Origin of the sequence: Thermobacillus sp. ZCTH02-B1 (assembly GCF_002159085.1) — a bacterium.
Classification (GTDB): domain Bacteria; phylum Bacillota; class Bacilli; order Paenibacillales; family Paenibacillaceae; genus Thermobacillus.
Genome location: NZ_LZRU01000010.1, coordinates 75,684 through 101,451 on the forward strand (window position 1 = coordinate 75,684; position 25,768 = coordinate 101,451).

General features: G+C 65.0%; 22 protein-coding genes and 1 other annotated feature. Of the genes, 4 read left to right on the forward strand and 18 right to left on the reverse strand.

Annotated elements, in window-relative coordinates; translation table 11 throughout:
- Positions 1 to 128: 128 nt before the first annotated feature.
- The 10 genes from A9Z00_RS04535 to A9Z00_RS04580 form a co-directional block, all read right to left on the reverse strand.
- The gene (locus A9Z00_RS04535) at positions 129 to 998 is read right to left on the reverse strand and encodes a PHP domain-containing protein (protein WP_296974936.1); all 870 of its coding nucleotides are present in this window, start codon (positions 996 to 998) and stop codon (positions 129 to 131) included.
- Entirely contained in the window at positions 989 to 1,900 is a 912-nt protein-coding gene (locus tag A9Z00_RS04540; protein WP_296974938.1) for a selenium metabolism-associated LysR family transcriptional regulator, read from the reverse strand. Before A9Z00_RS04540 ends, A9Z00_RS04535 begins: the two co-directional genes overlap by 10 nt.
- A gap of 118 nt (positions 1,901 to 2,018) precedes the next feature.
- Positions 2,019 to 2,456: a hypothetical protein gene (locus A9Z00_RS04545; protein WP_296975025.1), complete on the reverse strand. Its 438-nt coding sequence runs from the start codon at positions 2,454 to 2,456 to the stop codon at positions 2,019 to 2,021.
- A gap of 96 nt (positions 2,457 to 2,552) precedes the next feature.
- Positions 2,553 to 2,858 carry a YlbG family protein gene (locus A9Z00_RS04550; protein WP_296974940.1) on the reverse strand — a complete coding sequence of 102 codons (306 nt, stop codon included), beginning with the start codon at positions 2,856 to 2,858 and terminating at the stop codon, positions 2,553 to 2,555.
- Between the two features lie 350 nt (positions 2,859 to 3,208).
- Positions 3,209 to 3,688: a YlbF/YmcA family competence regulator gene (locus tag A9Z00_RS04555; protein WP_296975026.1), complete on the reverse strand. Its 480-nt coding sequence runs from the start codon at positions 3,686 to 3,688 to the stop codon at positions 3,209 to 3,211.
- Between the two features lie 75 nt (positions 3,689 to 3,763).
- Positions 3,764 to 6,043, reverse strand: coding sequence for a helicase-associated domain-containing protein (locus A9Z00_RS04560; RefSeq protein ID WP_296974942.1), 2,280 nt, complete (start codon positions 6,041 to 6,043; stop codon positions 3,764 to 3,766).
- Entirely contained in the window at positions 6,037 to 7,737 is a 1,701-nt protein-coding gene (locus tag A9Z00_RS04565; RefSeq protein ID WP_296974944.1) for a DNA repair helicase XPB, read from the reverse strand. The genes A9Z00_RS04560 and A9Z00_RS04565 overlap by 7 nt, the downstream gene beginning before the upstream one ends.
- 318 nt (positions 7,738 to 8,055) lie before the next feature.
- On the reverse strand, positions 8,056 to 8,811 hold the full coding sequence (locus tag A9Z00_RS04570) for a thermonuclease family protein (protein ID WP_296974946.1): 756 nt from the start codon (positions 8,809 to 8,811) through the stop codon (positions 8,056 to 8,058).
- A gap of 145 nt (positions 8,812 to 8,956) precedes the next feature.
- Positions 8,957 to 9,400 carry a CBS domain-containing protein gene (locus tag A9Z00_RS04575; RefSeq protein WP_296974948.1) on the reverse strand — a complete coding sequence of 148 codons (444 nt, stop codon included), beginning with the start codon at positions 9,398 to 9,400 and terminating at the stop codon, positions 8,957 to 8,959.
- Between the two features lie 166 nt (positions 9,401 to 9,566).
- The gene (locus A9Z00_RS04580; RefSeq protein WP_296974950.1) at positions 9,567 to 10,763 is read right to left on the reverse strand and encodes a M20 metallopeptidase family protein; all 1,197 of its coding nucleotides are present in this window, start codon (positions 10,761 to 10,763) and stop codon (positions 9,567 to 9,569) included.
- A 188-nt stretch (positions 10,764 to 10,951) separates the two neighbouring features.
- Between A9Z00_RS04580 and A9Z00_RS04585 the strand changes: the two genes are divergently transcribed.
- Both A9Z00_RS04585 and ftsW read left to right on the forward strand, forming a co-directional pair.
- Positions 10,952 to 11,296 carry a YugN family protein gene (locus A9Z00_RS04585; RefSeq protein WP_296974952.1) on the forward strand — a complete coding sequence of 115 codons (345 nt, stop codon included), beginning with the start codon at positions 10,952 to 10,954 and terminating at the stop codon, positions 11,294 to 11,296.
- A gap of 13 nt (positions 11,297 to 11,309) precedes the next feature.
- Positions 11,310 to 12,536, forward strand: coding sequence for a putative lipid II flippase FtsW (ftsW, locus tag A9Z00_RS04590; RefSeq protein WP_296974954.1), 1,227 nt, complete (start codon positions 11,310 to 11,312; stop codon positions 12,534 to 12,536).
- A gap of 70 nt (positions 12,537 to 12,606) precedes the next feature.
- Here ftsW and A9Z00_RS04595 read toward each other — a convergent pair whose 3' ends face one another.
- From A9Z00_RS04595 to A9Z00_RS04620, 6 genes are all read right to left on the reverse strand, one after another.
- Complete coding sequence (locus tag A9Z00_RS04595) at positions 12,607 to 12,987, reverse strand: Asp23/Gls24 family envelope stress response protein (RefSeq protein WP_296974956.1); 381 nt, start codon at positions 12,985 to 12,987, stop codon at positions 12,607 to 12,609.
- A 93-nt stretch (positions 12,988 to 13,080) separates the two neighbouring features.
- Positions 13,081 to 13,359 (reverse strand): Fpa/YlaN family protein, encoded by a 279-nt coding sequence (locus tag A9Z00_RS04600; RefSeq protein WP_296975027.1) that lies wholly within the window; start codon positions 13,357 to 13,359, stop codon positions 13,081 to 13,083.
- A gap of 173 nt (positions 13,360 to 13,532) precedes the next feature.
- A complete protein-coding gene (locus A9Z00_RS04605) occupies positions 13,533 to 13,775 on the reverse strand; it encodes an HPr family phosphocarrier protein (RefSeq protein ID WP_296974959.1) in 243 nt (80 codons plus the stop codon).
- Between the two features lie 92 nt (positions 13,776 to 13,867).
- Positions 13,868 to 14,983, reverse strand: coding sequence for an aminopeptidase (locus tag A9Z00_RS04610; RefSeq protein WP_296974962.1), 1,116 nt, complete (start codon positions 14,981 to 14,983; stop codon positions 13,868 to 13,870).
- A 36-nt stretch (positions 14,984 to 15,019) separates the two neighbouring features.
- Positions 15,020 to 15,766 carry a hypothetical protein gene (locus A9Z00_RS04615; RefSeq protein ID WP_296974964.1) on the reverse strand — a complete coding sequence of 249 codons (747 nt, stop codon included), beginning with the start codon at positions 15,764 to 15,766 and terminating at the stop codon, positions 15,020 to 15,022.
- Between the two features lie 128 nt (positions 15,767 to 15,894).
- Complete coding sequence (locus tag A9Z00_RS04620) at positions 15,895 to 17,778, reverse strand: sensor domain-containing diguanylate cyclase (RefSeq protein WP_296974967.1); 1,884 nt, start codon at positions 17,776 to 17,778, stop codon at positions 15,895 to 15,897.
- A gap of 453 nt (positions 17,779 to 18,231) precedes the next feature.
- On the opposite strand from A9Z00_RS04620, the gene rpsD reads away from it, so the two are divergent.
- On the forward strand, positions 18,232 to 18,831 hold the full coding sequence (gene rpsD, locus A9Z00_RS04625; RefSeq protein ID WP_296974970.1) for a 30S ribosomal protein S4: 600 nt from the start codon (positions 18,232 to 18,234) through the stop codon (positions 18,829 to 18,831).
- 73 nt (positions 18,832 to 18,904) lie between these two features.
- Here rpsD and tyrS read toward each other — a convergent pair whose 3' ends face one another.
- Entirely contained in the window at positions 18,905 to 20,161 is a 1,257-nt protein-coding gene (gene tyrS, locus A9Z00_RS04630) for a tyrosine--tRNA ligase (protein ID WP_296974973.1), read from the reverse strand.
- 85 nt (positions 20,162 to 20,246) lie between these two features.
- Positions 20,247 to 20,492: a binding site (T-box leader), on the reverse strand.
- Between the two features lie 141 nt (positions 20,493 to 20,633).
- On the opposite strand from tyrS, the gene A9Z00_RS04635 reads away from it, so the two are divergent.
- Entirely contained in the window at positions 20,634 to 23,780 is a 3,147-nt protein-coding gene (locus tag A9Z00_RS04635; RefSeq protein WP_296974976.1) for a transglycosylase domain-containing protein, read from the forward strand.
- An 85-nt stretch (positions 23,781 to 23,865) separates the two neighbouring features.
- Here A9Z00_RS04635 and acsA read toward each other — a convergent pair whose 3' ends face one another.
- The gene (acsA, locus tag A9Z00_RS04640) at positions 23,866 to 25,590 is read right to left on the reverse strand and encodes an acetate--CoA ligase (protein ID WP_296974978.1); all 1,725 of its coding nucleotides are present in this window, start codon (positions 25,588 to 25,590) and stop codon (positions 23,866 to 23,868) included.
- Positions 25,591 to 25,768: the final 178 nt, after the last annotated feature.

The window sequence follows — 25,768 nt, forward strand, 5'->3', positions numbered from 1 at the left end:
AAAACGGCGGAAAAAACTTCGCCTGACGCATCCGCGGAAGGTCCGAGCCGATCAGCGGCGCAAGCGGAGGCCGCGAGCCGGGCCCGGTCCGCTGTGCGGCCGGCATGACCGTGCCGCGCTTTCCCGGATCAGCGATGCTTCCGGCTCGCCGCCTCCAGCAGGTCCACGACGGACGCATCCACCGTCCGGCCGCCCAGCGGGCCGTGGAACGCCTTGCCGTCGCGCTCGCCGTGATAATCCGATCCTCCGGTCGCGATCACGCCGAGCCTTGCGGCCATGTCGGCATAGCGCGCCTCGTCGTCCGGGCCGTGATCGGAATGATACGCCTCGATGCCGTCGGCTCCCGCGCGAAGCAGCGCCTCCACGAGATCGTCCCGCCCGTACAACCCGGGATGGGCGATGACCGCCGCGCCGCCCGCCTCGTGGATCCAGTCCACGGCTTCCCGCGGCGTCGGGCGGGGAACCCGCACGTAGGCCGCGCCTCCGTTGCCGAGATAGCGTTCGAACGCCTCGGCGACCGACGAGACGTATCCCCGCGCAACCAATGCCGCCGCGATATGCAGCCGGCCGATCACACCGCCGGACGCCCGCCCGTCCGCCGCGCGCTCCACCTCTTCCCGGTCGACCGGCAGGCCGAGCTCGGCCAGCCGCTCCAGCATCATCGCGTTGCGCCTCGCCCGCGCGTTCCGCTGCGCGCGAAGCCGCTCCCGCCAGCGTTCGTCCCGCCAGTCCACAAAATAGCCGAGCACGTGGATCTCCACCCCGTCCTGCATCGTGCTGAGCTCGACACCCGGCACGACGCGGACGCCGAGGCGCGCGCCTTCCGCCAGCGCTTCCTCGATCCCCGCCGTCGTGTCGTGGTCGGTGATCGCGACGGCGGCAAGCCCCGCTTCGCGCGCCAGCCGCACGTTGACGGCCGGAGCGCCTTGACCGTCCGACGCGGTCGTATGCGTATGCAGATCGGCGCGCCCCGCCGAAACGGCAGTTTTCACAACCATTGCTTCAGATCCCTCTCCCTCAGGAACGTCAGGAACGTCACGGCCGAGATCGGCAGCAAGGCCGATTTCAGATGGATCGAGTAGAATTCCCGCGTGAACACGGCATCGACCAGCGGGATCATCTTGATCAGGCCGAGGGCGACCTCGTGCTTCACCGAAGAGGCCGAGACGAACGAAATGCCGATCCCCGCCTCGACGGCCGATTTCACCGCCCCGGTGCTGCCGAGCTCCATGACAATTTTGAGGCTGCACGGATCGATGTTCCGGGACTTGAGCTGCTCTTCCATGACGAGCCGCGTGCCGGATCCCTGTTCGCGCAGCACGAACGGGTACTCGATCGCTTCCGCCAGCGTCACCTCGCGCTTCTGCGCAAGCGGATGCGACGCGGCGGCGATCAGCTTCAGCTCGTCGCTCATGACCGGCTCCATGTGCATGTCGGGGTGATGGACCGGCGCCTCGACGAGGCCGAAATCGAGCTGATGGTTCAGGATTTCCTCCATGATCTGCGCCGTGTTCATCACCTTCATGCGGATCGAAATGTGCGGGTACTCTTTGCCGAACGGACCGAGGAGCCGCGGCAGGATGTACTCGCCGATCGTCAGGCTGGCCCCGAGCTGCAGCCGGCCTTTGAGCTGCCGCGTGAACCGGGACATCGCCGCGTCCGCCTCGCGGAGCAGCTCGATCGACTGCCGCGCGTAAGGAAGCAGCGTCCGGCCCGCTTCCGTCAGCTCGATCCGCTTCGTCGAGCGGTGCAGCAGCTTCGTGCCGAAATAGTCTTCCAGCGACTGCACCTGCATCGTCACGGCGGGCTGGGTCATGTGCAGCGCCTGGGCGGCCGCGGAGAAGCTCCCCTTGTCGACGACGGTGTAGAAAATATGCAGTTGGTGAAAGTTCAGCGGCACGGACACCCACTCCTCTGCGTGCGTACCCCCATTATACCTGAAACGCGCATGCCGGCATCCGTCCGCCCGCAAAACGCCATAAAAAAAGCGCCCGTCCGGCGCACGTGCGGGAACCCCTTCATTTCCGCTTGCGGCTGTTCTTGATGAGCGTCATCCGCCGCGAATGGCGGAGCCAGGAATAATAGGTTTTCAGGTCGCGCAATTCGATCGTCACGGACATTTTGCCGAGAAACGTGACGACGATCATCCGGTGCAGCGGCTGGCCTGCCAGGTCGGTCTCGTCCGGCAATTCGGTAAACTCGGCCACGAACACGAGATCGTCGTCGATGACGAAGACATCGTTCTGATTGCGGTAATACGGTTCGATCCTTCCCTGTTTGAGGCATTCCCACAGGAACGCCGCGATCTCCTCCGGTTCGGACCTCGTCTGCTCGATCCGGTCGATCCACCGCATTCTGGCGTGGTTCGTGATGACGATGTCGGCCACTTTCTTGCCGACGAGCTCGACATGGAACGTTTCATACGTTCCCCAACGTTCCGTCGACTTGTCCTTCATCACGAACACCTCCATCACGCGGGAATCAACCTTAGCACCTTCTTTTCCATTTTATCACAAACGCCCATTCCTGCGCGAACGCGCCGGCAGGACCGTTCAGATGCTGTACGAGCGCGTCTTGTCCGGCACATCCTTCGAATACTCCGTCCGGATCTCGCCCCTGTACGATCGTTCCACCTTTTTGACGTACGGCAGACGTTCGATGTTGCGAATGGTATCTTCCGCCTTGTCCGCGTCCATGTAGAGGACGGCGTAATGCATTCTCCGCGAAATGTAGTGCAACGTGCCGTACTTTTCCAGATTCCGGGCCTGGCGATGGTCGCTGACCCACACGACATATCCGACCCGGTCCGGGAAAAGACGTTCTTCGTAACCGCTTTCTTGTCCGAACGCACCGTTCATCCGCTTTCTCCTCCGTTCTGGAACTGGCCGCCGCGTTTTCCTTCCGCGGAACGCCTCCGCGGACCGCCGCGGCGGAGCGGAAACGGGAGGCGGCGATGGCCGGCCCGTGGCACGCACCGCCGCCTCCCGCCCGCCGTCGATATGCACGCATCCATGTGCCGAAGCGCGGCACGACGCGGTCCCCTGCAGCCGGATGTCAACGTCCCGCGCCCGCTTCGTCCCATGCGCCGGATAGCGGCCGCGTCACGCGGTGTTCCGCAGCCGCCGCATGGACCGCCTCCGGCGCAGACCGCACCGTTTCCGCGCGCCCGCCGCGTCCTGTGCGCTTCGGGCGCGGGTTTCGTCCGCCTTCAGCCGCAGGCCGCGCATCCGCCGCTGCAAGACCCGCCTCCGCAGCCGGTCCGCACCGCATCGCCGTACGGCACCTTGATGTCGTCCGACACCGCCCGCGCGATCAGGACGGCGATTTCGTGCAGCATGTCGTCGACGGCCTTTTCGGCTTCCTTGAACCGGCGCACCGTCAGGCACTCGTCCAGCCGGCGCTTCAGTTCGGCCGCTTCCCGCTTCGCCTCGTCGTAATCCGGGTGAAAGCGGCCGAACCGGCTGCATTCCTCGAACCGTTCCTTCGCCCTGCGGAAGCGCCGGATCAGCTCCTGCGCCTCCTCGTCCCGCTCAAGCTGCGCCTTCCAATATAGATAATCGGCGGCATCGGCCGATTGATTGATCATGTCGCCCAATTCGTAGGCCTTGATCAGCAGCGCCGCCATGTCCAGCGGTCCGGCGGACGGACCGTCGCGACGCGCGGCCTCCCCGGCTGCCGGCATTTGCATGGCCACTGTCCTCACCCCCGTGACAGCCGTTCTCTGTTCACTATCATACCATTCCACGGGGGCAAATTCGAATGGTTATTTCCTCTCGCCGATCCATTCGGGGAGAACGAGCGCCATCTCGGACCACGAATTTCCATCCAGCGAGACGCGGGCCGACGGATCGGAGGCATCCGCGGGCCGGCCGAAAAACCGCCAGCCGTCGTCCGTCTCCTCCAGCCGCTCCGGCCAAACGTCCATCGCCGCTCCCCCGCGGACGATCCGGACGGCCGCGCCGATCTCGATTGCCCGCCGCACCATTTCGCGCCGGGTGGACGGATGGACGCGGCGCGGCGTGCCGAACCAATGCGCGGGCAGACCGGAGGCGCGGATCGCCCGCATCCGCGCGTCGCCGCCCGGCGGCGGGGCGGAAACGGCGGGCCGCGGGTTCCTTCCGATGGCGCCGGGATCCGGGGAGGGGTCGGACGGCCGGACCGCACGTTCGACGGCGCCGTCGGCGGAGTCCGGCGCGGACGATTCGGCCGACCGGGCCGCGCGCCTGCGCCCGGCGCCGCCGGATGCGGATTCGGCCCGTCGTGATTCGGCCGCTCCGGCGCGCAACGGCTCCGCGAAGCCGGACGCGGGCGGCGGCGGGAACGCGCTCCGGCCGTCCCCGGCGGGAAGCGCGGGATCCGCCGCGGACGGCCGAATCTCCGGATCCGGCGCATACCGCTCCAGCCGGAGTCCGGTCAGCAGCCCGGCGGCGATCGCCGTGACGTCGTCTCCCGCGGCGCAAGGCGCCGTCCCGTCGCCGGCGCCGGACCTCCGCACGGCCGGATACGGTTCCCGCTCTCCTGCGTTCGAACCGGCGATTCCGGAGCGCGCCGGAATGCCGGCCTTCGCGAGCAGTCGGCGGAGTTCCGCCGCATGCCGGCGGTCGATCAGGAAATGCCGGTCGCCGATCCGTTCGCCCAGCCGCTCTGCCACCGCCGGCTCCGCGGCGGCCCGGTCCGCGACGGCCCGGTCGTCGCAGACGAGCAGCAGCGCTTCCCGGAACGCGATCCGCCCGGCCGATCCGTCCCATTCCCGGATCAGCCGCTCCAGATCATCCGGAACGGCACATCCTCCGGCCTCCTCCAGCAGCTCCAGCGCTTCTTCGGCCGTGCGGCCGTCCTCGATCCAGCGCACGTACGATTCGGCCGAAAGGCGCATGCCCGCCATCGGCCCGGGCTGCGTCCGGTCTGCAAGGAGCTCCAGCTCCCACCGGAGCCTCAGGTCGAGATCGGGCGGCACGGCGAGCTCCGCGCCGGGCATGAAGCGGATTCGCCCGGACGGCTCCGCCGCGCCGGCGGACGTCCCGGGATCCTGCGGGTCGATCAGCCAGCGGACGGCCGGCTTGCCCTCCGCCGTGACGCCGGTCTGCATCCAGCCGAGTTCGGCGAGCAGCCCGGCCCAGACGCGCCAGTGCGCCGCCGCTTCCGGAACGTGCCGCGCAAACCAGGCATCGATGCCTTCGGCCGGATACCAGGCGCCGCCCGCGAGGGACCTGAGCAGCGCGCCGGCGTGCATGAAGCGCGCGTCGCTGGCTGCGAGACGGTCCGTCACGAACGCGAGCAGATCCCGTTCGCGGCGTCCGGCCTCCTCCGCGAGCCAGGCGGCCAGCGCATCCCGGCGCCAGGCGAGCCGGCCGCCGGTCGGCGCCAGCAGGCCGAGGTGAAGCGCCGCGGCCAACCCGAGCCTGAGCGGCGATGTATGCCGGCCGTTCGGGCCGAAGCGTTCCGCAAACGGCTCGAGCGCTTCCGGCCCGAACGACAGCCTGGCCGCGGCGGCGGCCGCCGCCTGGGCCGGAACGGAGCCGTCCGCCGGAATGACAACGCCCCGTTTGGCCCATTCGGCGAGCATCTGCATGAGCTGCAGGCCGAACGGTTCCCGGTAATCCTGCAGCGGACGCGCGGATTTCCGGCCGTCCGCGAGCGGACGCACATCCGCCGGAAGCAGCGCCGCCGTCCACGCGGCCATCGCGTCGGACGCGACGAAATGAAGCCGGTCTCCCCAGGTTTTGCGCACCGTGAACACGATGCCGGCCGCGCGCAGCCGTTCGAGCACCCGCGCGGCCCTTCCGGATGACAGGCCCGCCTCTCCGGCCGCCGCTTCGAACTGCTCCGGTTCGAAGGGCAGCGAACCGAACCGGATCAGGATCGCCCGCAGCGCGTCGGCCGTCCCGCGGCCCATGGCGGCGACCGCCTTCGCCGTCTCCTCCGGACGGACCGCGCGCTCGGCCCAGCAGCCGCCTTCCCCGCCCCCGTTCCAGGGCGGCTCGGCGGCGAACCGGTCATCGGCCCCGGGCGGCAGTCTCCGCAGCCATTCGCGCGTCAGCATTTCGCCGCCTCCGTTCCGTCCGCGCCCGCCTCCGGCCGCCGCACGATCCGGTAGCTGTAGCCCTGTTCGGCCAGGAAAAGCTGACGCCGGCGCGCGTATTCCTCCTCCTTCGTCCCCTCGGTCACGACGGTGTAGAACCAGCATTCGTTCGTCCCCGGTTTCGGCCGCATGATGCGCCCGATCCGCTGCGCCTCCTCCTGGCGCGAGCCGAAGCTGCCCGAGACCTGCACGGCGACGGCGGCGTCCGGCAGGTCGACGGCGAGATTGGCCACCTTCGAGACAATCAGGACCGGTTCCTCGCCGCGGCGGAAGCGGGCGTACAGCCGCTCGCGCTCTTCATGGCCGACCTCGCCCGTGATCAGCGGCACTCCCCAGGCGGCCGCCATCTGCCGCAGCTGGCGCAGATACTGACCGATGATCAGCACCGGCTGCCCCGCATGGCGGTCGAGAAGCTCCCGGACGACGCGCAGCTTCGCGGGATTCTCGGCCGCGATCCGGATGCGCGCCCGCGGGCCGGCGGACGCGTACTCCGCGGCGGCGGACGGATCGAGCGGGATGCGGATCTCCGTGCACGACACCCGGGCGATCCATCCCCTGGTCTCCAGCGTCTTCCAGAACAGATCGAACCGCTTCGGGCCGATCAGCGAGAACACGTCCTCTTCCCGCCCGTCTTCGCGGACGAGGGTCGCCGTCAATCCCAGCCGCCGCCTCGCCTGCAGGTCGGCCGTCATGCGGAACACCGGCGCGGGAAGCAGATGCACTTCGTCATAGATGATGAGTCCCCAGTCCCGCTCGCCGAACAGCCTCATGTGGCGGTAGTCTTCCGATTTCGGACTCCGCGTGGTCAGGATCGGATAGGTCGCGATCGTCACCGGGCGCACCTCGCGTTCTTCGCCCGCGTACACGCCGATGTCGCGCTCCGTCAGCGTCGTTTTGTCGAGCAGCTCGGACCGCCATTGCCGCGCCGCCGTCACACCGGGAGTCAGGATGAGCGCTTCGCATTGCAGCCTCGCGAGCGCCGCGACGCCGACGATGGTCTTCCCCGCGCCGCAGGGCAGCACGATGACGCCGCTTCCCCCCTCCCCGCAGAACAGCTCGACTGCGCGCTCCTGATAGTCGCGCAGGCGGAAGGGCGCGCCCGATCTCGTCACGGTCCGGAGTTCGACCGCAAGCCGTCCGCCCCGGCGGTACCCCGCAAGGTCGAGCACCGGATACCCCTGCCTCGCCAGCTCCCGCTTGAGCTCTCCGCGGCGCCCGGCCGGCACGCGCCAGCGGACCCGTCCGTCCTCCGCCGGCTCGCCGCGACCCGGCAGCAGGCCGAGCCCGCAAAGTTCTTCGGCGATGCCGCCGTCGACCGTCAGGACCAGCGATTCTTCGCCGTCTCCGTCCGCTTCCAGCGTGATTTTGCCGTATCGCCCCGCCCAGACGCCGATCCGCTCGAGCAACCGCGCGGACACATCGTATCGGCTCCAGGCGATCAGGACATCCGCCATTTCTTCCGCCGTAAGGCCGGATGCCACCGCGTTCCAGACGGAGAGCGGCGTGATCCGGTAGGTGTGCAGATCCCCCGGCCGCTTCACGGGTTCGGCGAAGCGGGCCAACTGTTCGCGCGCCGCCCCGGCGTCCGGATGACGGGCATCCAGCAGCACGCAATCATCGCCCTGGATTATCAGCGGACCGCCGGCCGCATGCATCGCATCCCACCTCACACGTTTTGGTAACAGTATGGGAGCGGGGCATTCTTTTTATGCCGGCCGAATTTAAAAGAAAAAGCGGGCCCATGCCCGCCGGGCAATCGGCAACCTCCGCCGGAACGCACGATCCGGCCCGCAACTCCGGCGCAATGCGGGATGCCGCTGCCGGGTTTGCCGCAGCGGGTCGCCTTGCCCGGTTGGGGCAGGGGCTGCCGCGGGCGGACAACCCGAACGGGAAAAGCCCGAATATCCGGGTTTTTGCACAAGACGGGTCCCCTGCCATCCGACCGCAGGGGACCCTCTGTCCGCCGCCGGACGTCAACCGTTCTTCGGCGCGCGGAATCCCGCCGCTTCCGCCTCTTCCTCGGTGCAGAACCAGACCTCCGCGATCGTCCGGTCGTAATGGCGGCTGCCGGGGACGTGATAGATTTTCTCGCCTCGCGAGTTGATGTTGCCCTTGATGGCGGGCGACGGACAGGCATTCGACCGCGCGACGTCCGAAGCGCCGGCTGCGCCGCCTCCGTCCGCCGGCTCCCCGCCGGATGCGGATTCGGCCGCCTCCGCCGCCCCGTCGCCCCAGAGGCCCGCTTCGGCTTCCCGCGCCTTGCGCTCCGCCTCGCGGAACCGGTCCGCGAGGCTGACGTCGGGCGGATAGGTCGCCGCATTCGCGTACCCTTCCAGGACGAGCCGTTCGTTGAACATGAGCCGGTCTCCCGGAAGAAAAACGAACCGCAGCAGGCGGCCGTAGCGGTCGGTCTCCGACACGTCGCGGAACATCCAGACGAGCTGTCCGGTGAGCATGCGCTTCGCGTAGTCGGCGGCTTCCCTCCCGAAGTATTCGACGGGTCCGGAAATTTCCGGCGCGTTCACGCCGATCAGCCGCACCCGCCAGCCTTCGCGGGTCACGAACGTGTCGCCGTCGATCACGCGCTCCACGACCGCTTCCTCGGCCTTCTTGCCGCGCAGTTCCGGATAGTCATCCCATACGGACTCCCATGCTCCCGTCCGTTCGTTCCCGGCCGCGCAACCCGCGGCGGCCGAAATGGCCGCGGCGAGCAGCAGCAGGCCCGCCATCCGCCGCCACCCTGGCGATATGTCAATGCCCATGATGTATGTATGCCTCCATTGATGCGAAGAAATCCGATATCGCCATCACCGGAATGTTCGGGTTCCCCCGCGGGGAAACTCCCTTCGGCGGTAAGCCGAAGGGCCCCGTCCGTCAATGGACCGCCGACGGCTCGCGGTGTTCGTGCTCGGAGATGGCGCTGAGCGCTTCGCCCGCTTCGTTGACGAAGATCTCGCGGACCGCCAGGTCGCCGATCGAGACGACGCCGACCAGATCGCCGTTGTCCACGACCGGCAGACGCCGGATCTGGTTCTCGGCCATCATCCGCGCGCACTCGTCGACGCTCATCGAAGAAGGCACCGTGCGGACATCCGTCGTCATCACTTCGGTCACGGAAGTCGATCCCGAGTGCTTCTCCGCATAACCGCGGACGACGAGGTCGCGGTCCGTCACGACGCCGACCAGCCTGCGGCCGTCGACGATCGGCACGAATCCGATGTCGTGCCGCTTCATCAGCAGGGCGCATTCGTAGATGTTGTCCTGCGTCGTCGCCGTCACGGGATTGGTCGACATGATGTCCCTGACCGTCTTCGCCATGGCTTACCCTCCTCAGACGGATCATTGCCGGCCGGCCCATCTTGCCTCACAGCCTGCGCGCCGGCCCTCCGTTAGGCTTGCCGGATCGGCTGCGGGGCATACGAAGCGATGAATGCCAGGCGAGCCAGGTCACACGGCGTGTGCGGCCGTCGACCGCGGCCGCGCATCACGCGGACGCCGCTTCTTCCGCGCGATGCTCGGCCATCGCGACGAGCAGCCGCGCCGCCTGCAGCATCGCCCGCTCGTCGATGTCGAATCGCGGATGATGGTGCGGCCAGGCGGCGCCGCATTCCGCGTTCCCCGCCCCGACGAACATGAAGCAGCCGGGAACGCGCTGCAGATAGTAGGCGAAATCTTCGCTGGTCATGAACGGCCGGATCCTCCGGACCGCTTCCTCGCCGAACAGTCCGCGGGCCACCGCGAAGAACCGCTCCGCCTCCCGCTCGTCGTTGACGACCGGCGGGTAGCCGTGCCGCCAGTCAAGCGAATATTCCGCGCCGAACTGCCGGCAGACCGCCTCCGCCGAAGCCTGCAGCCTCTCCCGCACCCGCTCCCGCACGTTCATGTCAAACGTGCGGACGGTTCCGGACAGCCGGCAGACCTCCGCGATGATGTTCGGTGCCGAGCCGGCATGGAACATGCCGATCGAGACGACGGCCGGCTCGAGCGGATCGACCGACCGGCTGACGATCGTCTGCACGCCCTGGACAAACGCGGCGCCGGCCGCGATCGCGTCGACCGTCTCATGCGGCATGCCGCCGTGGCCGCCCCTGCCCCGGAACTCCAGCTCGAACTCATCCTCGGTCGCCATGACCGGCCCCGGCGCGCTCGCCACCGTGCCGACGGGCAACGGCGTCCACAGATGGACGCCGTAAATGGCGGACACGCCGTCCAGCGCCCCGCCTTCGATCATGCCGACCGCCCCGCCGGGCGTCATCTCCTCCGCCGGTTGGAAGATGAGCCGCCGTTCCCCGGCCATGCCGTTCCGCTTAGCCGCGTAGTGGGCGGCGACGCCGAGCAGCGCCGCCGTGTGCGCATCATGACCGCAGGCGTGCATGACGCCGGGCACGGTCGAACGGTAGGGCACGTCCTTTTCATCCTGGATCGGCAGCGCGTCGATGTCGGCGCGAAGCGCGATCGCCGGTCCGGGCCTCGATCCCCGGATGACGGCGACCACTCCGGTGCCGCCGACGCCCGTGCGCACCTCGTCGCATCCGAATTCCCTGAGCCGCTCCGCAATCCAGGCGGATGTCCGTACCTCGCGGAACGACAGCTCCGGATGCATGTGCAGATGCCGCCTCCATGCCGTCATGTCCGGCAGGAGCCGCGCCAGATCTCCGGCGGATCCCGTCTTCTCCCGCATGCTTCCGCCTCCTCTTTCCGGCCGCCGCCGCAGGATTCCACTCCATCAGTTTATCAAAACCGGCTTCCCGTGTGAAATTCGCCGTGCCTTGCAGGCTTGCGCGCGCAGGGTCAAACATACTAATATGAGTTAAGAGAATCGCCGGCCCAAGATTCAGCCCGGCACAACCGAAGGAGGAACCGCAATCCATGATTCTCGAAGAGACCGGCCTGAACGGCATCACCTGCGATCTTGAACATCTCGACGAATCCGCGGAGAAGCTCGGGTTCGTACGCTGGCAGTGGGAATATAACCGCGCGACCTACGATCTGAAGCTGGAAGACAAGGCGAACGGAGACGACTACTACCTTCGCATCAACGCGCGCGCCGTGGAAGGCAGGCTGGAATCTCCCGACGCCATTCTGGCCATCGAGCACGTCTATATCGGCAAGGCGACGTTCCCGCACGGACTCGACTACGAATCGCCCATTCCCGAACCGATCCTGAACGCGGCGAAGCAGCGGCTGAATGAACTGAAAACGCTGCTGAGCTGACCGGCGGATTTCCATGAACGCGCAGCAGAACAGCGGCCCGCGCGGCAGACCGGACTTCCCGCTGCTCATTCTGACGCTGCTCCTGGTCGGATTCGGGCTCGTCATGGTGTTCAGCGCCAGTTCGAACTATACGCTCGCCTCCGATGTGTTCAACCGGGATCCGCTCTATTTCACGAAAAGGCAGCTTGTCTGGATCGCGGCGGGCACGTTTCTGCTGCTGGTGCTGATGAACATTCCGTACCGACGGTATAAAAGGGGCTATGTGCTGTTCTTCATTCCGGCGATGATCATGCTTGCGCTCGTGCCGTTCGTCGGCGTGGAGCGCAACGGCGCGCGAAGCTGGTTCGGCGTCGGCCCGCTCGGCATCCAGCCGACCGAATTCGCGAAGCTGGCGCTCATCCTGTACCTGGGCGCCGTCATCACCAAGAAGGACGAGCGGTTCCGCGATTTCAAGCGCGGCCTGCTGCCGGTCGCGCTGGTCATCGCGTTCGTTTGCATCCTCATCATGCTGCAGCCGGATCTCGGCTCCGCCTTGGTGGTGGCGGTGTTCGCGTCGGTCATCCTGTTCACCGGCGGCGCCAGGCTGAAGCACCTCGCCGTGCTCGGCCTGGTCGCGGCGATCCTGATGACGGCGTTCGTGAGCGTCTCGATGTTGACGGACCCCAAAACATGGTCGTACCGGATCGACCGGCTCACCTCGTATCTCCATCCGCTGGAGGACGAGCTGGGCAGCGGCTATCATCTGGTCAAGTCGCTCGAAGCGCTCGGGCACGGCGGGCTGACGGGCGCGGGATTCGGGCACAGCGTGCAAAAGCTGAAGTATCTGCCCTTTCCGTACAACGACTTCATTTTCTCGGTCATTGCCGAGGAATTCGGATTCATCGGATCGGTCATCTTCCTGCTGACCTATCTCGCCTTCATCTGGCGCGGCCTCGTCATCGCGCTGCGCTGCCCGGATCCATACGGCACGCTCGTCGGCGTCGGCATCATGAGCATGATCGGATTCCAGGCGTTCATCAACATCGGCGGCGTCATCGGAGCCATTCCGATCACCGGCGTAACGCTGCCGCTCATCAGTTACGGCGGCTCTTCGATCATCGTCACGCTCGCGTCGATCGGCATCCTGCTCAGCATCTCGCGGGAATACAATCGGGTAACGCGGCTCGAACAGGAACAGGCGACGCGCGGCACGAGGCCCGACGCTCCGAGGTTCGCCACGATCCAGGCGCGCCGGAGATGAGCCTCATGCGGCAAAAAAGCGGGACCGCGTTCCCTTCCGGGAACCGTCCCGCTTTGCTTGAACCTCTTGATCAATTGACGCGCTGCGGCGTCTCCTCCTTCTCCTCGTCCTTGAACGCGACGCCTTCCACCTTCACGTTCACCTCGACGACGCGAAGCCCGGTCATGTTCTCCACGGCCTGACGCACATTGTCCTGAAGCTGACGGCACACCGTATGGATCGGAATGCCGAACTGCACGATCACGCGGAGATCGATGGCGGCTTCCAGTTGTCCGACTTCGACCGTCACGCCTTTTTGCGCATTTTTGCCGCTGAGCCGCTTGGCGAGCCCTTCCGAAATGCCGCCCGACATGCCGGCGATGCCCGGCGTCTCCAGCGCCGCCATCCCGGCGATCGTGGCGACGACGTCGTCCGATATGCGAATGTTGCCGCCGAGAACGTTGTCGGTCATCTTCGTCATCTCCTCTGCTTCCATATGTACCCATTGTATCGAAAGGAACCGGAAGCTCGCAAGTAAGGGACAGCCAAGCACGAAAGGCCGCCTTCAGCGAGGCGGCCTTCCTTCGCCCAGCGCTTCGTAGAGCAACGCAAGTTTCCGTTCCAGCGTCTGGATCATCTGCTTGCCGATCGATTCGCTGATGAGTCCGGCACGGACCGCAAAATCGACCTCGCGCGAGAATCCGTACATCTGGGTGTCCAGCACTTCCTCGTAGAGCGGACATTTGCGCGTGGTCAGATTGTCCATCTGGACCTTGATCAGTTTCTCGATTTTATCCGCATCTTCCTGAAGAAGAAGGAGCGCCTTCTGATTCAGGTGAACCATGACATCCGACGGTGAAGACACGGTACTCTCCCTCCTCCGGCCGCCCGCGCCGCCTTATACAAAAATATATTAGACGAATTCGGGGCAAACCTCAACCTCAACCTCAAGTTCGGGCGTCCGGGCGCGCAGGCCGCGACCGGGGACACGGGACGGGAGGGTGAGAGCGGGAGGAATCAGTCCGAGACGATCTTGACGTTCAGATTGTGCTTCGCGAATACCTCCGCCATCGCCGCCTTCGCCTCTTCGGCGTCCGGTCCGTGCACGTGCAGCTCGTACGAATGGCCGCTCACCAGCGTCGTGAACAGGCCGAGAATGCTCTTGACGTCGATGTACTTGTTCTCGGCTTGCAGCACGATCGACGAACGGAACCGGTTGGCCGTCTGGGAAATATCCACGATTGCCGCATTGTTGGACATGTCGATTCCCTCCAAAGGAAAAAGGTTGAGCTTTCCTTCATGATAACGTGATTTCCCGCCGTCTACAAGAGGAACCTGCTTGATCGGGCAATCTACGTCAAATTTTCCGGATTCAGCCCTTCCAGCTCGGGGATGACAAACCTGCCGTCCTTGCGGATCAGCCGGTCGTCGAACCACACCTCACCGCCGCCGTACTCGGGACGTTGAATGAGCACGAGATCCCAGTGGATGGCGGAGCGGTTGCCGTTGTCGGTTTCCTCGTAGGCCTGCCCCGGCGTCAAATGGAGGCTGCCCGCGATTTTTTCGTCGAACAGCGTATCGTTCATCGGGTGCAGGATGTGCGGATGGAACCCGAGGCTGAATTCGCCGATGTATCGCGCTCCTTCGTCGGTGTCCAGAATCCGGTTGAGGCGCGCGGTGTCGTTCGCTTCGGCATCGACGATGCGGCCGTCCCGGAACGTGAACCGGATTCCCTCGAACGTGAATCCGTCGCGGTTGCTCGGCGTATTGAAGGTAATCGTGCCGTTCACGGAATCGCGCACCGGCGCCGTAAACACCTCGCCGTCGGGGATGTTGCGCCTGCCCGAGCATGTTTTCGCGCCGATGCCCCGGATCGAGAAGCCGAGATCGGTGCCGGGGCCCGTGATTCTCACCCGGTCGGTGCGCTCCATCAGCGCCTTGAGCGGCTCCATCGCCCGTTCCATCTTCGCGTAATCGAGGTTGCACACCCGGAAATAGAAATCTTCGAACGCTTCCGTGCTCATGCCCGCAAGCTGCGCCATCGACGCCGTGGGCCAGCGCAGGACGACCCATTTCGTGTGCTTGACGCGCTGCTCGAGATGTACCGGCTTCATGTACAGCCGTTCGTACATTCGCATGTTCTCCTCTGGCACGTCGGCCAGCTCGCTGATGTTGTCGCCGGCACGGATGCCGATATAGCCGTGCATCCGGCGCATGCGCTCCAGGTCGAACGCCGCCCACGCTTCGAGCTGTTCGCGCGTCGCATGATGCAGAACGGCGCGCAGCACGGACCGGTCGGTGAACGAGACGAACGGCCGGCCGCCGCGCTTCGCGACGGCTTCGACCAGCGCCCTGGCCAGCTCCTTCCCGCCGTCGATCGTCTCGATCAGCACATTTTCGCCCGGCTGAACCTCGATGGAGTAGCCGGCCAGCAAGTCCGCCAGTTCGATCATCCGCGGATCCCGCATTTTCTCCACCTCCCGCAAATTTCCGCAACATGAGGGTTACGAAGGCCTTCCGTTGAAGCCGTCCAGCGTCATCCGGGTCACCTGCTCTTCGGTGCGCTTCCTGCCGCCCGCCTCGTACCGGAGCACGGTCGTTTCCTCAAGCTCGAGCGGCAGCATCGTCCTGCGGTCGATCGTGACGAGCACGGTCATCTCCGCCTCGAGCCCGTCCAGCAAGCCGGCCAGCTCCCGCCGGAAGCGCTCCGTCTCCCGCGAGACGGCCGCCCGGTATCTTTCCGCGGCCCCGGCGTCCGCGCCCGCCCGCAGCGACCGTTCGGATGCCGCCCGCTCCGCGGCCCGTTCGAACCGCTTCACCAGCCTCTCCCTGACCTGCCGCACCGCCGCGTCGCCCTCAAGCGTCACGCGCAGCATCAGGCGGCGCGCGTCCCGGTCGGCGAATTCGACCCGCGCCCTCTCCCGCGCAAGCGCCGCCAGCCGGGAAGCCGGGGTTTCGACCGCGGCGGCCGCCCGCGCGCTCCCGCCGGACAGGCTGCGGATCGCGCGCACGGCATGGCCGGCGATCTCACCCTCGCAGGATTCGAGCTCCTGCAGCTCGATTCCGCCGGAGCGAACGAACGAACGGATCCGGAAGGTATACCGGTCGACCCCTTCCAGTCCGGCGGAGGCGACGGAGAGCACCTTCTCCGGATTTTCATCCGCATCCGGTCCGGCGCATCCGGCCTGAACGGACGCGAGCAGCGCGACGAGCAAACATCCGAAACGGCGGATGTGAAATCGGCGGTTCATGCAACATTCCTCCCGCACTTCCGGGTTTCTCCGCTATAGGCTGTCCCCGCCGTCCGCCCGGTTATGCGGAAGGAATCCGAAAGCAAAAAAGCCGGTCGGTCCGGCGCCGCAGGAGGATCCGCGACCGCCTACCCGGCGATCACCCTGTTCCGGCCGTGATTCTTGGCCGCGTAGAGCGCCATGTCGGCGCGGTAGAACAGCGTCTCGGGGCTGATCTTCTCGTCGTCCCGCGTCCATTCGGACACGCCGCAAGAGACGGTGACGTCCGGGTCGGTCTCCGCCTCGACGCGCTGCCGGATCCGCTCGGCGACGCGCAGCGCCTGATCGATGCGCACGAGCGGCAGATAGACGGCCAGCTCCTCGCCGCCCCATCGCGCCGCGATATCGGTCTCGCGGATGCAGGACTTGATGACGTGGCTCACCTGGATCAGGATCCGGTCGCCGATCTGATGTCCGTAGGTATCGTTCACGCGCTTGAAATAATCGATATCGACGAGAATCAGGGAGCCCGCGGGATCCTGGCGCTGCCTGAGCTGGATCTGCTCGTTCAGGTAATGCCGGGCGTGCAGGCCGGTCAGATGGTCCGTGATGACCATTCGCCGGACGGCGGCATGGAGCGTGGCGTTCGCGACGGCAAGCCCGACGTGCGACGAGATGACCTGCAGCAGCTTGTAATTGTCGTACGAGAAGAAATTCGGGCTTCGGTGGGCGACCAGGATGACGCCCCCGACCTCTCCGTCGACGAAGATCGGCGAGGCGATGAGCGACCTTGCCCCGGTGATCTCCATCAGCTTCGATGGCACGTTGCCCGTTTCCCTGTAATCGGATATGATGAGCGGTTCCCTCGTCCGCATCACGACGCCGCAGAAACCGTAATCCGACGGGAATCTCTCGTTCACCAGCTCCGGTATGTTGGAAGACACCACGACGAACCGGCGCTCGTCGCGGTCGAATTGCAGCACGCAGCAGAATTCGGCCTTGAAGACGTTCAGGAACTCGGTCGTCACGAACTCGAAGATCTCTTGCGGACGGAGCGACCGGTTGAGCCGCTTCGCCATGTCATTGATGAGCTGCAATTCCGCGATGAGCTGATTCGACTGCTCGTACAGCTTCGCATGTTCGAACGCGGATCCGGCTTCCTGCGCCAGCATGACGAAGTGGGGCAGCTCCGCTTCGTTCCATTCCCCGGCCTTCAGCTTCAGATCCAGCACGCCGTACACCGCCTGCTTGCCGGAGAACGGCACGGCGACCTCGACCGATCCGTCTTCGCCGTATTCCGTAATCGGGCGGCTTTCGAGGAAGGAACGCGCGCAAATCTCGTCGACGCCCTGCTTGAAGACAAGCGGTTTGATGCGCCGGTCGACAGCCGCATGGTCCTGGGAGAGGTGCAGTTCCAATTCCGCGCCGGGGAACAGCGTCTCGATGATGCGGATGATCTCCTTGAGCAGGGACGGGACGTCGATCTGATCATGCAACCTGCGCACGGAGTCGTAAAGCAGATCTTTTCGCTTCCATATCTTGTCGGCTTCCCGCTGGAACAGCATGATGCGGTGCAGCAGGCGATGTTCCGCGGCGGACGCGAGCTTGCCCCGGAAATGCAGGGCTCCGGATTCCGTCAGCAACCGGCAGGCATCCGTTCCGAGATCGGACGGCATGACAAACCCGAGCGCAGCGCAAATGCTCCGGTTGTCCGGCTCCGCCACGGGATACGCCGCCAGAAAGGTTCCGTCAGGTGTCCGGTCCGCCTCCACGGCGGCGCCGGACCGGACGGCCCGAAGCGCGCAATGCTGAAGCGCCGCTTCGGCTTCTTCCGGCACGTCGCCGGATCGCGCCAGCGTTTCGCCATCGATGCCGAACAGGAGAAACGCGCACCCGGACCATGCCCTGCCGTCCCTGATCTCTTCCAACCACTTCCCGAAACTGTCCGCAAGCAGCGGCCGGATCGGCCTATTTCGCTCTTCACCCGCGTTCCGGGCCGGGGAAGGCGAACCGTCGACTTCGTGATCGCGCATAGGCAACCCTTCCTGCCGCATACGGCGATTCAAGTTGGAACCTTTCGATTCCATCCGGTCACATAATAACCCTATCATACCTTATTTTTAATCTTTTTGCACTAGTTTTTCATTTCATGCCGAACCCTGCGGACGCAGGATCGGGACCTTTTTCCTAATCGGGAAGATGCTTCCGACGGCATCCGCATTCACCGCCTCCGGAAACCGGATGCGTCCGCGGCCGGTCGGAGGAACGGAAAGCGCCAGAAGCGCCTTGACATTGTTCCGCATTTCTCTATAATATCTATATTGTTGAATGGGGCTACGGTTTGTGTGTCACCCTCCCGGCGTTGCCGCCGGCGGGCCGCGGCTGGATTCTGCCCGCTGGGACCGGCTTGTCCGGTTGCAAGGCGGCGTCGGCGAATCGTTACCCTTTTTCAAACCACCATTTGAAGAAGGAGAACATTCACACACATGGCACGCTACACTGGACCCAGATTCAAATTGAGCCGTCGGCTCGGCATTTCGCTGAGCGGCACCGGCAAGGAACTGAAGCGGCCCTATCCGCCGGGACAACACGGCCCGGGCCAGCGCCGCAAGCTGAGCGGCTACGGCCTGCAGCTGCAGGAAAAGCAAAAGCTGCGCTTCATGTACGGTCTGAGCGAGAGACAGTTCCGCAACCTCTTCGAAAGGGCCTCCAAGATGAAAGGGATCGTGGGCGAGAACTTCATGATCCTGCTGGAGAGCCGGCTGGACAATCTCGTCTATCGCCTCGGCTTCGCGACGAGCCGCCCGGCGGCGCGTCAACTGGTCGCCCATGGCCACGTGACGGTCAACGGCAGGAAGGTCGACATCCCGTCGTATACGGTTCAGCCGGGCGACGTCATCAGCCTGCGGGAGCGCAGCCGCAACCTGAAGGTGGTCAAGGAAGCGCTTGAAGCTCGCCGCCACCTGCCGGCTTACCTCGAGTACAACGAGCAGACGATGGAAGGCCGCTACGTCCGGCTGCCGGAACGTTCCGAGCTGTCGCAGGACATTGACGAACGTCAAATCGTCGAGTTCTACAGCCGCTGATGCCGGCCGGAACGAACAAGGGCCCCTTCCCCTGTCCGGGGAAGGCGGCCCTTTTGCCGTTTCGGCGGTTTGTTCAAACCAGCCGGATTTTTGCGAATTTCCGCTTGCCGACCTGCACGATGTCGCCGTCCTGCGGACGGATGAGCTCGTTCGGGTCTTCGATCCGGCGCCCGTTCACCCGCACTGCGCCCTGCTGCACGCTGCGCCGCGCCTCGCTGCCGGACTGCTGGAGCCCGAGCGCCGTCAGCAGCTTTACGATCCGGATCACGCCGTCCTCCAGCTCGCCGGCCGAAAGTTCCACTTCCGGGATGTCCTCGGGCAGCTCGCGCTGCTGGAATACGGTCACGAAATGCCGCTCCGCCGCCTCCGCCGCTTCTTCGCCGTGATACAGCCGGACAAGCGTGCGGGCCAGGCGCATCTTCGCATCGCGCGGATGGACGGAACCGTCCTCAAGTCCCCTCCGCAGCGCCTCCAGTTCCTCGAGCGTCATGTCCGTCGCGAGCTCGAAATATTTCAGCATCAGCTCGTCCGGCACGGACATCGCCTTGCCGTAAATCTCGTTCGGGTCTTCGTCAATGCCGATGTAATTGCCGAGGCTCTTGCTCATCTTGTTCACGCCGTCGAGCCCTTCGAGCAGCGGCAGCATGATCGCGACCTGCTGCGCCTTGCCGTATTCCTTCTGCAGCATCCGGCCCATGAGCAGGTTGAACTTCTGGTCGGTCCCGCCGAGCTCGATGTCGCTTTCCAGCGCCACCGAATCGTATCCCTGCATGAGCGGATAGAAGAATTCATGGATGCTGATCGGCTGGCCGGACTGGTACCGCTTCGTGAAATCGTCCCGCTCGAGCATGCGGGCGACCGTCATCTTGGCGGCGAGCCCGACCACGTCGGCAAACGTCATCGGCGCCAGCCATTCGGAATTGTAATGGATCGAAGTCCTGTCCGGATCGAGGATCTTGAAGATCTGCTTCCGGTACGTTTCGGCGTTGCGCTTCACGTCTTCTTCGGACAGCTGCTTGCGCGTCTCGGATTTGCCGGTCGGGTCGCCGATCCGGCCGGTGAAGTCGCCGATGATGAGCTGGACGTGATGGCCGAGCTCCTGGAATTGCCTCAGCTTGTGCAGCACGACCGTATGACCGATGTGGATGTCCGGCGCGGACGGGTCAAGGCCGAGCTTCACCTTGAGCGGCCTCCCCGTTCGGACGGATTCGGCCACCTTCGCCTCCAGCTCCTCCTCCGGCACGATTTCCACGACGCCGCGGCGGATGACCGCAAGCTGCCGCTCCACTTCCGCCCGCTGGGCGGGCGTGAGATCCGTGCGTTCCGACATGTTTCCGACTCCTCCATTCACCGGTATCGTTCCTGTCCGTCCGCGCGGCGATGCAGACCGCGGATCAACAAAAAAAGCCCTTCTCCCAAGGGACGAGAAGGACTGTGCCACCCGCGGTACCACCCTCGTTAAAGCGCCGCCGCACGGCGTACGCTTTCGCTCGATGCGCGCTGTAACGGGCGCAACCGGGTCCGGCTACTCGGGACGGCGCCCGTTCGCCGGACCGGCTCGGGGAGGTAATTCGCGCGGCGGCCCGCAGCCGGTTCGCAGCCCCCACCGGCTCTCTGGATGCGGCCATCCGCCGGCTACTCGTTCCCGTCATCGCCTGTCCTGCCGACATCTTCTGTCATGCAAATCCGACACCTGCGTTATACCACACGCCCGCGGGGATCGTCAACCGGACGCGGCGCGTCGCCCCCCACAAAAATGTGCTATAATGGTAGACGTGACTCGGAGGGGGAGATACAACCATATGGACATGGGCAAACGGTCGTCCGTGAAAAGAGGGTGGCTGATTTTCGGTTACACCGTATGGGCGACCTTCAAATGGCTCGTCATCTTCGGCATCATCACCGGCATGTTCGTCGGCGGCGCCGTGACCGGCTACGTCGCTTCCCTCGTAAAGGACGAACCGGTCCGGCCGCGTTCCTATATCGAGAGCAAGATCGGCGAATATGACGTGACGGGTTACGTCTACTTTAACGACGATACGCCGATCGGCCAGCTGCGCACCGAAGAGGACCGGCAGCTCGTCCAGTTCGACGAGATTCCGCAGGTTGTCATCGATGCGGTGCTCGCGATCGAGGACGACGATTTCTTCAAGCACCCGGGCGTCGACATCTGGGCGCTGGGCCGCGCCATCAAGCAGAAGGTGCTGAACGAAGACACCCAGACGGGCGGCAGCACGCTGACCCAGCAGCTCGCAAGGCGCGTGTTCCTGTCCCTCGAGGTGACGGACAGCCGCAAAGTGCGGGAGATTTTCCTTGCGCTCCGGCTCGAGCGCTTCCTGTCGAAGCAGGAAATTCTGACCGCCTATCTGAACAAGGTGCCGTTCGGCAACGGTTCGTCCGGTTACAATTTGTACGGCATCAAGGCGGCGGCCAAGGGCATCTTCGGCATCGACGACCTGCATGACCTGAATCTCGCCCAGGCGGCCTTCCTGGCCGGGCTGCCGCAACGGCCGTCCGCCTACTCGGTCTTCACGAGCAAGGGCGAGTACAACGAGAAAGGCATCGAGCTCGCGATCAACCGGCAGAAGCTCGTCCTGCGGCGGATGCTCGAGACGGGCCGCATCACGAAGCAGGAATATGAAGAAGCGTTGGCCTTCGACATCCGCGCTTCGTTCGCGAAACCGGAGAAAAAGGCATACAACACCTATCCGTACCTGATGCTCGAAGCCGAGCGCCAGGCCGTCAAGATTTTGCTTGAGCTGGAAAATCCGGAACTGAAGGAACATTCCCCGGAATACGCCTACCGGTTCGAGGAGAAGCGCGAAGAGCTGCTGCGCGGCGGTTACCATATTTATACGACGATCGACAAGGAAGTTTATGATCTGATGCGGAAGATCGCGTCGGATCCGAACAACTTCTCCCCCGACCACGAGGAGAAGGGCATGGAGCAGGTCGCGGCCATGATGATCGACCACAAGACCGGCGCGATTCTCGGCATGATCGAGGGGCGCGACTTCTACGAGGAGCAGATGAATTTCGCGACGCAGATGACGCGCCAGCCGGGCTCGACGATGAAGACGATCGCCGCCTACCTGCCCGCCATCGAGATGGGGCTCGTCCAGCCGGCGTCGATCCTGGACGACGCGCCGATCGTGCTCAAGGACGGCCAGAAGGGCTTCCACTTGCCGAAGAACTCGGGGGGCAATTCGTCCCACGGGGGCTACAACGGGCTCGTGACGGCGCGCGAGGCGCTCAACCGCTCGCTGAACCTGCCGGCGCTCAAAATCTTCCTGGAGAAGGTGACGATCCCGAAGGCGTGGGAATTCGTGCGCAAGCTGGGCATCACGACGCTGCAGCCGGAGGATGATTATGCCCAGACGGGCGTCATCGGAGGCCTGAGCCGCGGCGTCACGGTCGAGGAGCTGACGAACGCCTACGGCGCGATTCCGAACGGCGGCGTATTCCATGACGCGTTCCTGATCCGCAAGATCACGGACTCGAACGGCAAGGTGATCTACGAGCACAAACCGCGCCCGGTCCAGGTGTTCTCCGAACGGACGGCGTTCCTCGTCACGGACATGCTGCGCACGGTCATCACGAACGGTACCGGCTCCGTCGTACGTCGGGAATACGCGAACAAGGAGATTCCGATCGCCGGCAAGACGGGATCGACGCAAAGCTACGGCGACGTCTGGTTCATCGGGTTCACGCCGGACATCACGCTCGGCGTTTGGGCGGGCTACGAGAAGCCGATCCATACGTTGACCGGCGACGCGCGCTACCGGGCCCAGCACATCTGGGCGAAGATCATGAACGAGGTGACGCAGGCCCGGCCCGACCTGTTTCCGACGAAGGAGTTCCCGCAGCCGGAGGGCGTCGTGAAGGCCACGGTGTCCGGCGTGAGCGGCAAGCGCCCGACCGAGCTGACCCGGGCATACGGCAAGCTCGTCACGGACTGGTTCAACGAGGATTATCTGCCGAAGGAGAGCGAAGACGGACTCGTCAAGATGCGGGTCGTCGAGTACAAGGGCGTGCTGTACATTCCCCAGCCGACGACGCCGGAAGATTTCATCCGGGAGAAGGTGCTCATCGTCCGGGAGAAACCGCTCGACGAGCTGATGGAAGAGATCGAGGCCGCGATGGCGAAGATGCCGGCGTCGAGCCGGAAGCCGCTTTCCTACTTCCTGCCGAAGGACGCGGCCCTCAGCGCGCCTTCGAAGGTGGATCCCCGCGTCGACGACGGCCGCAATCCTTCGCCTCCGACGGGGCTCAAGGTGGAGGAAGTGGACGACATGTCCGCCGTCCGCATCACGTTCAAGGGTTCGCCGGAGGAAGACGTCGTCGGCTACCGGCTGTACCGTTCGCTGAACGGCGGCCCGTTCGTCAAGACCGGAGAGTCGATTTACCACGGCAACAACTTGCGGTTCGTCAATTATGTCTCGCCGTCCTACCGCTACAGCTATTACGTCACGGCGGTCGACGTCGCGGGACGGGAATCGGCGCCGAGCGCCATCGTCACCTGGGGCGGCGGATCCCCCGGGCAATCGGAAATGCCGTACGGCCCGCAAACACCGCCGTTCCTGCCGCAGGATCCGCAGCAGACGCCGCAGGATCCGGCGCAGGTTCCGCAGCATCAGGAGCCTGTACCGGACGGCGGAACCGCGCAGGAACCCTACGGCGCCGAACCTTCGGCGCCGCGCGGGCTCGCGGTCGAGCGGACCGATATCGGCTTCTCCGTCAGCTGGAATCCGAATCCGGACGCCGAACGCGTGGAGAAATACCGGATCTATTTCAGCGAGGACGGCAACCGGTTCCGGCGGATCGGCGAAGTGAACGCGAACCGGTTCGAGTATGTCTCGCCGCTCGCCAGCGGCTTCATCCGGATTACGGCCGTCAACGAGTACGGCGAATCGCCGGCGTCCGAATCTGTCGCGCTGCCAAGCCCGTGACGCCGGTGATGACGGGAAAAGGGCGCCCCGGTCCCTGCGGACCGTCGGGCGCCCTCTGTCATGCTTGCGGAAGATGCCGGGCCGGTCAGTCCTCCATCGTCGACAGGTCGCCGGTCGGCAGATTCAGCTCCCAGGCCTTCAGCACGCGGCGCATGATCTTGCCGCTGCGGGTTTTCGGCAGTTTGTCCCGGAACTCGATTTCCCGCGGCGCCGCGTGGGCGGCCAGCCCTTCCTTCACGAACCGCATGATGTCCTGCTTCAGCTCCTCGGAGGGCGTGTAGCCTTCGCGCAGCGAGATGAACGCCTTGATGATCTCGCCCCGGACCGGGTCGGGCTTGCCGATGACGCCGGCTTCCGCGACCGCCGGGTGCTCGACGAGCTTGCTCTCGACTTCGAACGGTCCGACCCGTTCGCCCGCCGTGTTGATGACGTCGTCGATCCGGCCCTGGAACCAGAAATAGCCGTCCTCGTCCATGTAAGCCGAGTCACCGGAGATGTACCAGCCCGGAATGCGGAAATATTCCTCGTACTTCGCGGGATTGTTCCAGATCTTGCGCATCATGGACGGCCAGGGCGTACGGATCGCGAGGTTGCCCATCCGGTAGGGCGGAAGCTCGTTGCCCTGGTCGTCGATGATGGCGGCCCGGATGCCCGGCAACGGCCGGCCCATCGAACCGGGCTTGATGTCCATGCACGGATAATTGCAGATGAGCTGCGCTCCCGTCTCCGTCATCCACCAGGTATCATGGATGCGCTGACCGTACACCCTCAGGCCCCAGCGGACGACTTCGGGGTTGAGCGGCTCGCCGACGCTCATGACATGGCGGAGGCTGGACAGATCGTATTGCTTGACGATCTCGTCGCCGGCCCCCATCAGCATGCGGAACGCCGTCGGCGCGCTGTACCAGACCGTCACGCGATATTTCTCGATCGTGGCGTACCAATCCTGCGGGCTGAATCGGCCGCCGCGCACGACGTTCGTCACGCCGTGCAGCCAGGGCGCGAAGATGCCGTAACTCGTCCCCGTCACCCATCCCGGATCCGCCGTGCACCAGTAGATGTCATCTTCCTTCAGGTCGAGGACGAATTTGCCGGTGACGTAATGCTGGATCATCGCATTCTGCACGTGGTAGACGCCCTTCGGCTTGCCGGTTGAACCCGAGGTATAGTGGAGGATCAGCCCGTCTTCGCGGCCGAGCCATTCGATTTCCGCTTCGTCCGAAGCCTGCGCCATCTCGGCGTGGAAATCGACATGGCCCTCACCCGGCGGCACATGGTCGCCGACGAGGATGATGTGCTTCAGATCGGGCAGTTCTGCCTTCGGAACGCGGTACAGGAGCGCCGGAGTCGTCACGATCGCCACGGCTCCCGCGTCCAGCAGCCGGTCCTTGACCGCCGTCTCCATGAACGCCTCGAACAGCGGACCGACGATGGCGCCCACCTTCAGGGTGCCGAGCAGGCTGATGTACAGTTCCGGCGTCCGCGGCATGAAGATGAAGACGCGGTCGCCCTTCCGTACGCCCAGCTTGCGGAGCACGTTCGCGAACCGGTTCGACAGCTTCGAGAGCTGGGCGAACGTGTACGATTCGTCGCGGGTGGCGTCACTGTACAGCAGCGCGATCTTGTCACCCCGGCCGTTCTCGACATGCCGGTCGATCGCTTCATACGCCATGTTCACCTTGCCGGTCGTGTACCAGAAGAAGCATTTCTCCGCCTCCTCGAACGAGAACGTGGCGTACGTCTCCTCGTAGTTCTTCATGTTCGGGTTGGTCGCGACCGGCGGAATCCGTTCCTGGTGACGGTCATCCATGCTGGAAATCTACCTCCCGTGTGACGTGGACTGAGGGATACCCGCAAGAATGCGCTTTCACTCCGGCTGTCGTGACACCTCTCCGATGTTGCGCGCGTCATGCAGGCAGACAAAGCCATTATAGCACATCGGCCCGCCGATCGCCTATACTTTCCGCTCTTCCCGCGGGCGGCCGAAT

Bases quoted from the DNA above. Each gene is read 5' to 3' on its own strand.
- A9Z00_RS04535 (WP_296974936.1), bottom strand. From the start codon at position 998: ATGGTTGTGAAAACTGCCGTTTCGGCGGGGCGCGCCGATCTGCATACG.
- A9Z00_RS04620 (WP_296974967.1), bottom strand. From the start codon at position 17,778: ATGCGCGATCACGAAGTCGACGGTTCGCCTTCCCCGGCCCGGAACGCG.
- A9Z00_RS04560 (WP_296974942.1), bottom strand. From the start codon at position 6,043: ATGCTGACGCGCGAATGGCTGCGGAGACTGCCGCCCGGGGCCGATGAC.
- rpsD (WP_296974970.1), top strand. From the start codon at position 18,232: ATGGCACGCTACACTGGACCCAGATTCAAATTGAGCCGTCGGCTCGGC.
- A9Z00_RS04615 (WP_296974964.1), bottom strand. From the start codon at position 15,766: ATGAACCGCCGATTTCACATCCGCCGTTTCGGATGTTTGCTCGTCGCG.
- A9Z00_RS04610 (WP_296974962.1), bottom strand. From the start codon at position 14,983: ATGCGGGATCCGCGGATGATCGAACTGGCGGACTTGCTGGCCGGCTAC.
- acsA (WP_296974978.1), bottom strand. From the start codon at position 25,590: ATGGATGACCGTCACCAGGAACGGATTCCGCCGGTCGCGACCAACCCG.
- A9Z00_RS04555 (WP_296975026.1), bottom strand. From the start codon at position 3,688: ATGCAAATGCCGGCAGCCGGGGAGGCCGCGCGTCGCGACGGTCCGTCC.
- A9Z00_RS04585 (WP_296974952.1), top strand. From the start codon at position 10,952: ATGATTCTCGAAGAGACCGGCCTGAACGGCATCACCTGCGATCTTGAA.
- A9Z00_RS04595 (WP_296974956.1), bottom strand. From the start codon at position 12,987: ATGACCGACAACGTTCTCGGCGGCAACATTCGCATATCGGACGACGTC.
- A9Z00_RS04565 (WP_296974944.1), bottom strand. From the start codon at position 7,737: ATGCATGCGGCCGGCGGTCCGCTGATAATCCAGGGCGATGATTGCGTG.
- A9Z00_RS04580 (WP_296974950.1), bottom strand. From the start codon at position 10,763: ATGCGGGAGAAGACGGGATCCGCCGGAGATCTGGCGCGGCTCCTGCCG.
- ftsW (WP_296974954.1), top strand. From the start codon at position 11,310: ATGAACGCGCAGCAGAACAGCGGCCCGCGCGGCAGACCGGACTTCCCG.
- tyrS (WP_296974973.1), bottom strand. From the start codon at position 20,161: ATGTCGGAACGCACGGATCTCACGCCCGCCCAGCGGGCGGAAGTGGAG.
- A9Z00_RS04575 (WP_296974948.1), bottom strand. From the start codon at position 9,400: ATGGCGAAGACGGTCAGGGACATCATGTCGACCAATCCCGTGACGGCG.
- A9Z00_RS04605 (WP_296974959.1), bottom strand. From the start codon at position 13,775: ATGTCCAACAATGCGGCAATCGTGGATATTTCCCAGACGGCCAACCGG.
- A9Z00_RS04570 (WP_296974946.1), bottom strand. From the start codon at position 8,811: ATGGCGGGCCTGCTGCTGCTCGCCGCGGCCATTTCGGCCGCCGCGGGT.
- A9Z00_RS04550 (WP_296974940.1), bottom strand. From the start codon at position 2,858: ATGAACGGTGCGTTCGGACAAGAAAGCGGTTACGAAGAACGTCTTTTC.
- A9Z00_RS04635 (WP_296974976.1), top strand. From the start codon at position 20,634: ATGGACATGGGCAAACGGTCGTCCGTGAAAAGAGGGTGGCTGATTTTC.
- A9Z00_RS04545 (WP_296975025.1), bottom strand. From the start codon at position 2,456: ATGAAGGACAAGTCGACGGAACGTTGGGGAACGTATGAAACGTTCCAT.
- A9Z00_RS04600 (WP_296975027.1), bottom strand. From the start codon at position 13,359: ATGGTTCACCTGAATCAGAAGGCGCTCCTTCTTCTTCAGGAAGATGCG.